This is a genomic window from Bradyrhizobium manausense, assembly GCF_001440035.1.
GTDB classification, from domain to species: Bacteria; Pseudomonadota; Alphaproteobacteria; order Rhizobiales; family Xanthobacteraceae; genus Bradyrhizobium; species Bradyrhizobium manausense.
This window is the reverse complement of sequence record NZ_LJYG01000112.1, coordinates 173,327-179,919: the sequence shown is the minus strand read 5'-3', so window position 1 is coordinate 179,919 and position 6,593 is coordinate 173,327. Positions and strand designations below refer to the sequence as shown.

7 protein-coding genes are annotated in these 6,593 nt (G+C 64.3%); 6 read left to right on the top strand and 1 reads right to left on the bottom strand.

Annotation, left to right across the window (positions count from 1 at the left end; translation table 11 throughout):
- A partial coding sequence (locus AOQ71_RS49250; RefSeq protein WP_245317357.1) for an inorganic phosphate transporter occupies positions 1-459 on the top strand: 459 nt, incomplete at its 5' end.
- On the opposite strand, the gene sugE is transcribed toward AOQ71_RS49250, so the two are convergent.
- Positions 452-766 carry a quaternary ammonium compound efflux SMR transporter SugE gene (gene sugE / locus AOQ71_RS37365; protein WP_057758032.1) on the bottom strand — a complete coding sequence of 105 codons (315 nt, stop codon included), beginning with the start codon at positions 764-766 and terminating at the stop codon, positions 452-454. The two genes, AOQ71_RS49250 and sugE, sit on opposite strands and share 8 nt — an antisense overlap.
- A gap of 166 nt (positions 767-932) precedes the next feature.
- Between sugE and AOQ71_RS37360 the strand changes: the two genes are divergently transcribed.
- From AOQ71_RS37360 to AOQ71_RS37340, 5 genes are all read left to right on the top strand, one after another.
- Complete coding sequence (locus AOQ71_RS37360) at positions 933-2,555, top strand: peptide chain release factor 3 (protein ID WP_057758030.1); 1,623 nt, start codon at positions 933-935, stop codon at positions 2,553-2,555.
- A gap of 323 nt (positions 2,556-2,878) precedes the next feature.
- Positions 2,879-3,457: a hypothetical protein gene (locus tag AOQ71_RS37355; protein ID WP_057758028.1), complete on the top strand. Its 579-nt coding sequence runs from the start codon at positions 2,879-2,881 to the stop codon at positions 3,455-3,457.
- Between the two features lie 70 nt (positions 3,458-3,527).
- A complete protein-coding gene (locus AOQ71_RS37350; RefSeq protein WP_057758026.1) occupies positions 3,528-4,109 on the top strand; it encodes an NnrU family protein in 582 nt (193 codons plus the stop codon).
- 73 nt (positions 4,110-4,182) lie between these two features.
- Positions 4,183-5,769, top strand: coding sequence for a class I adenylate-forming enzyme family protein (locus AOQ71_RS37345; protein ID WP_057759024.1), 1,587 nt, complete (start codon positions 4,183-4,185; stop codon positions 5,767-5,769).
- Positions 5,770-5,937: 168 nt separating this feature from the next.
- Entirely contained in the window at positions 5,938-6,591 is a 654-nt protein-coding gene (locus AOQ71_RS37340) for a tetratricopeptide repeat protein (RefSeq protein ID WP_057758023.1), read from the top strand.
- Positions 6,592-6,593 lie beyond the last annotated feature (2 nt).

Below are 6,593 nucleotides of genomic sequence, written 5' to 3'. Positions count from 1 at the left end.
GCCTCGCTCTATTCGCTCGGCCACGGCGGCAATGACGCGCAGAAGACGATGGGCATCATCGCCGTGCTGCTGTATTCGCAGGGTCAACTCGGCAGCGAATTCTCGGTGCCGTTCTGGGTGGTGCTGTCCTGCCAGGCCGCGATGGCTCTCGGCACGCTGATGGGCGGCTGGCGTATCGTCCGCACCATGGGCTTGCGCATCACCAAGCTGACGCCGATGCAGGGCTTTTGCGCCGAGACTGGCGGCGCGGCGACGCTGTTCATGGCGACGTTCCTCGGCGTGCCGGTCTCGACCACCCACACCATCACCGGCGCCATCGTCGGCGTGGGTGCAGCGCGCCGCGTCTCGGCGGTGCGCTGGAACGTGGCGAGCTCGATCGTCTATGCCTGGGTCATCACGATCCCGGCGTCAGCCGTCGTCGCGGCACTGAGCTGGTGGGCGGTCCAGCTCTTCAAGTAACGAGCTTCAGCCCGGCGATGCCCGCCACGATCAGCCCGATGCTGCCGAGGCGAAGCGCCGTGGCCGGCTCGCCGAAAAGGAAGATGCCAAGCGTCGCCGTGCCGACCGCGCCGATGCCGGTCCAGACCGCATAGGCAGTTCCAACGGGCAGCGACTTCAGGGCGATGCCGAGCAGGATCACGCTGCCGGCCATGGCCGCGAGCGTGATGACGGAGGGAACCAATCTGGTAAAACCCTCGGTGTATTTCAGGCCGATCGCCCAGGTGATCTCGAGAAGACCGGCGACGAACAGGATGCTCCAGGCCATGACGACCCTCCATTCACGGCAGGGCCGTCCCCGCTAGGCTGATAAGCAGGAAGGCCGTCCTCCCCCAAACCAATTTGGCCAGGGCCGATATGGGGCTGGCCGAAGGGCTGCGCAATCACCACATCAGGCTTGATCCGGCCCATTTTCCCTGCCAAACGCTCCCGCCATGTCCGACATTGCCGCCACCACAGCCGAATCGCCGGCCCGTTCCCCGCTTGCCGCTGAAGTGTCGCGGCGGCGCACCTTTGCGATCATCTCGCATCCGGACGCCGGTAAGACCACGCTGACCGAAAAGCTGCTGCTGTTTGGCGGCGCCATTAATCTCGCCGGCCAGGTCAAGGCCAAGGGCGAGCGCCGCAACACCCGCTCGGACTGGATGAAGATCGAGCGCGAGCGCGGCATCTCGGTCGTGACCTCGGTCATGACCTTCGAGTTCGAGGGCTTGGTGTTCAACCTGCTGGACACGCCAGGCCACGAAGACTTTTCGGAAGACACCTACCGTACGCTCACCGCGGTGGATTCCGCCGTCATGGTGATCGACGCCGCCAAGGGCATCGAGGCGCGGACGCGAAAGCTGTTCGAGGTCTGCCGTCTTCGCGATATCCCGATCATCACCTTCATCAACAAGATGGATCGCGAGAGCCGCGACGTGTTCGAGCTGCTCGACGAGATCGAGAAGACGCTGGCGCTCGACACCACGCCGATGACCTGGCCGGTCGGCCGGGGACGCGACTTCCTCGGTACCTATGACGTCATCGACGGCGGTGTGCGCCTGCTCGAAGGCGGGGGCGCCAAGACTGGCGCTGCGCAGCAGATCGAGATTGCCGAGCTCGCCAAGCTCAACGCCAATCTCGATGCGTCTGCCGTGAAGGAGGAGCTTGAGCTCGTCACCGAGGCCTCGAAGCCGTTCGAGCTCGAGGCATTCCGCGAGGGCCATCTGACGCCGGTCTATTTCGGCAGCGCGCTGCGCAATTTCGGCGTCGGCGACCTGCTCGAAGGTCTTGGCAAGTTCGCTCCCGAGCCGCGCGCGCAGGACAGCGACCAGCGCAAGGTCGAGGCGACCGATCCGCGCATGAGCGCCTTCGTGTTCAAGATCCAGGCCAACATGGATCCGAACCACCGCGACCGCATCGCGTTCGCGCGCCTCTGCTCCGGCAAGCTCAGTCGCGGTATGAAGGCAAAGCTGGTACGCACCGGCAAGAGCATGCCGCTGTCGAGCCCGCAATTCTTCTTTGCCCAGGACCGTTCGGTGGCGGACGAGGCCTTTGCCGGCGACGTCGTCGGCATTCCCAATCACGGCACGCTGCGCATCGGCGATACGCTGACCGAAGGCGAGGACTTCAATTTCGTCGGCGTGCCGAGCTTCGCACCTGAAATCGTTCGCCGCGTCCGTCTCACCGATGCGATGAAGGCGAAGAAGCTGAAGGAAGCGCTTCAGCAGATGTCGGAAGAGGGCGTCGTGCAGGTGTTCCGTCCGCGCGACGGCGCACCGGCGCTGGTCGGGGTGGTCGGCGCGCTGCAGCTCGACGTGCTCAAGGCGCGGTTGGAGGCGGAATATTCATTGCCGGTCGAGTTCGAGGTCAGCGAGTTCCAGCTCGCGCGCTGGGTCTCCTCGGAGGATCGCAAGAAACTCGACGCCTTCATCGCCGCCAATACCTCCAGCATCGCCGATGACGTCGACGGCGATCCCGTGTACCTCGCCCGGAACGAGTTCTATCTCGGCTACACCAAGGAGCGCGCCGAGGGCATCGAGTTCACCAACGTCAAGGACGTCAAGAAGAAGGGGTAGGGTGCTCCTGCCCCCACCGCCGCGTGGGGACACACACTGCGCAGCCACACCCTCCGCTGTCATGCCCCGGCTTGACCGGGGCATCCAGTACGCCCCAGCCCATCGATTCAATCACTGCCGTCTCGGAGCACTGGGTCGCCCGGTCCGGCTCCGCCAAGGCTACGCCGAGGCCCACACGAGTGCTCGGCACGCCGAAGCTTCAGCGAAGGCGGCGAGCCGGGTGACGACACCGATGTTTGAGCGCGAGCATGTGAACGCCCGCGGGCTTGACGGTCCCACAGACGGTGCCACGTTTCGCTCACATGACCTCGCGGGCCTAAAGCATGTGGCGCGGCATCCTCCTTTTCCTGCTGTTGGCGATATCGACCGTTGCCGCTGACGCGCAGCGTCGCCGGATCAATCCAGTTCCGTTTGCGCATGAGCCGTGCAGTGTGCTCGATTTCAGGCCCTGCACGCCGTCCTATTGCAGTCCGCTCGAGCCTGGTCCCTGCATTCCCGAGATCGACTATCCCTACGGCGAGAACCTTCAGCTCACGATCGAGAGCGTGCCGGCGGAGGCTGAGCGGGCCAAGTATCAAAAGCCGGATCACGATCTCGATACGATCGGCGACCTCTTTGCCGAGCTGCGCACGTGCTGGTCGCCGCCGTCCGACAATGTGCGCGCAGGCATGCAGATGGCCGTCCGCTTCAGTTTCAACAAAGCCGGCGGCCTGATCGGCCCGCCGCGGCTGACCTTTGCGACCGCTGGAGTCCCCGCCGATATCAGAACCACCTACCTCAACGCGATCAATTCGTCTCTGAACGCCTGTCTGCCGCTGAAGTTCACCAGCGGCCTCGGTGGTGCTTTGGCCGGACGGCCAATTGCAATCCGCTATGTCGACAATCGAGAGCCCGGAAAGTAGCGCGTCAGTTGCGATCGGCGGCCAATGGATGATACCTCAGAGGCGGGGCGCTGGTTAAGGGGAGGATGTCGTGGGTCTGCTGGTCATGATCCTGGGGCTGGTGCTGTTTTTCGCCGCCCATGTTTTCACAACGAAGCGAGACGCACGCGCGCAGGCGATCGCGCAGCTGGGTGAGGGGACCTACAAGATCCTCTATTCGGTCGTCTCGCTTGCAGGGCTGGCGCTGATCGTCTGGGGCTTTGGCCATTATCGTTCGACCGGCTGGATCGACGTCTGGTATCCGCCCAGGGCGCTAAAGCACATTACGGTCGCGCTGATGCTGCCTGCCGTCATCCTGGTGGTCGCCTCCTATTTGCGCGGGCGCATCTATGCGACGCTGAAGCATCCGATGCTCGCCGGCGTGAAGCTTTGGGCGTTTGCGCATCTGCTCGCCAACGGCGATCTCGGCTCCATCATCCTGTTCGGCTCGTTCCTGGGCTGGGGCGTGTATGACCGTATCTCGCTGAAGCATCGCACCGATAGCGGCGGGCCGCCGATTCCGGTGGGCGGTGTCACCAATGATCTGATTGCAGTGGCCGTCGGCATTGTCGCCTATCTGGCGCTGTCCTTTGCATTCCATCCTGTCGTGATCGGTGTTCCCGTGATGGGATAGCCGGTCAACGCAAGACATCGCCTCCGTGCTCATGCGCGGAAGGAGACAAAAGCAAGAAGATGAGGGTCTGCCGATGGACTGGTCGCAATCTCAGATTCCGCCGATGCACCTCGAGGCGCGCTTTGGCGATCGGGTGGTGCCGGCCTTCGTCGATCGGCCTTCGAGCTTGTGGGCAATGATTGCGGAGACCGCCGCGCGCAACGGCGACAGCGAAGCGCTCGTCTGCGGCAATGTCCGGCTGAGCTGGCGGCAAACGGCGGAGCAGGCGGCGCGGATTGCATCAGGTTTTCGCAAGCTCGGCCTGCAACGCGGTGAGCGCGTTGCGATCCTGCTCGGCAACCGCATCGAATTTCCGTTGTTGCTGTTCGCCGCCGCGCATGAGGGGCTGGTTACGGTGCTGCTCAGCACGCGCCAGCAGAAACCCGAGATCGCTTATGTGCTCGCTGATTGCGGCGCCAGAATCCTCATCCACGAGGCGGCGCTCACCGAACGGCTGCCGGACGCGCGCGATGTCCCTGAAGTGATCCACCGCATCGCGATCGATGATGACACCAAGCTTTCGCGCTTCTCCGTGCTGGCGGACAACGCGCCGGCTCCAGCGCCGATCGAGACGAGCGAGGAGGACACCGCGATGATCCTCTATACCTCGGGTACGACGGGCAAGCCGAAAGGCGCCATGCTCGCCCATTGCAACATCGTGCATTCCTCGATGGTGTTCGTCTCCTGCCTGGAATTGACGGCGGCCGACCGCTCGATCGCAGCCGTTCCGCTCGGTCACGTCACCGGCGTCGTCGCCAACATCACGACGATGATCTGCTGCGGCGGCGCTCTGATCATCATGCCGGAATTCAAGGCGGCCGATTACCTCAAGCTCGCGGCGCGCGAGCGCGTCACCTACACCGTGATGGTGCCGGCGATGTACAATCTCTGTCTGCTGCAGCCGGATTTCGACAGCTATGATCTCTCGAGCTGGCGCATTGGCGGCTTCGGCGGCGCGCCGATGCCGGTCGCGACCATCGAGAGGCTCAAGGCAACAATTCCTGGCCTGAAGCTCGCAAATTGCTACGGCGCGACCGAGACGACGTCGCCGTCGACCATCATGCCGGGCGAGTTGACGGCGAGCCATATCGACAGCGTCGGCCTGCCGTGTCCGGGTGCGCGGATCATCGCGATGGGGACGGATGGCCGCGAACTTCCACCCGGCCAGATCGGCGAGCTCTGGATTCAGAGTGCCTCTGTCATCAAGGGCTACTGGAACAATCCGAAGGCCACGGCAGAAAGCTTTACCGCCGGCTTCTGGCATTCGGGCGATCTGGGTTCAGTCGATGCCGATGGGTTCGTCCGCGTGTTCGACCGGCAGAAGGACATGATCAATCGCGGCGGCCTCAAGATCTATTCGGCCGAGGTGGAATCCGTGCTGGCGGGCCATCCCGCCGTGGTCGAGAGCGCGATCATCGCAAAGCCGTGCCCGGTGCTGGGCGAGCGCGTCCACGCGGTCGTGGTCACGCGCGCACAGGTCGGCAGCGACGACTTGCGGGCCTGGTGCGCCGAGCGGCTGTCTGATTACAAGGTGCCGGAGACAATGGTGATCACCGCCGAGCCCCTGCCGCGCAACGCCAACGGCAAGGTCCTGAAGCGACATCTGCGGGAGCTCTGGTAGGGTCTCCCGCAGCTCCGGACCATCCGGGATTGGCCGTTAACGCCTTGATCGGCCTTGCTTTGCCTTGCCACCGCCATATCGATAGGGTATCGCCGCCGCCAAATGGGGACGGGCTTTCGACGCGCGCGATCTGGCGCGTGCTCCCGGCCGGGCATGGGATTATCTTAAGTGTCTGAATTATTTGACGAAGTCGACGAGGAAGTACGTCGCGAACAGCTCAAAAAGCTGTGGGACAAATATTCGCTCTACTTCATCGCCCTGATGGTGCTGATCGTGGCGGCCGTGGGCGGCTGGCGCGGCTACCAGTACCTGGAGGCCAAGAAGGCCGCCGAGGCCGGCGCCACCTTCGAAAAGGCCGTCGAACTGTCGGAGCAGGGCAAGCACGCCGAGGCCGAGACGGCCTTTGCCGATCTCGCTGCCAAGGCCCCGTTTGGCTACCGCACCCTGGCCCGCCTCCGCGCCGCGGCGGAGACATCGGCCCGCGATCCCAAGGCTGCGGCAAAGATGTATGACGACATCGTCGCCGACCGCAGCGTCGGCAGCGAGTGGCAGGATCTGGCGAAGATCCGCGCGGCGAGCCTGCTGGTGGACAGCGCAAGCTACGCTGATATCCAGCAGCGGCTGGAAACGTCCGCCGAGCCCAAGTCGACCTTCCGCCACAGCGCCCGCGAATTGCTGGCGCTGTCGGCCTGGCGCAACAACGACATGACCGCAGCCCGCAAATGGGTCGACGCGATCGCGGAGGACGGCGAAACGCCGCCTAGCCTGCGCTCGCGCGCCGAGGCGCTCCAGGCCCTGCTGCCGCCCGTCGCCAAAAGCTGAAC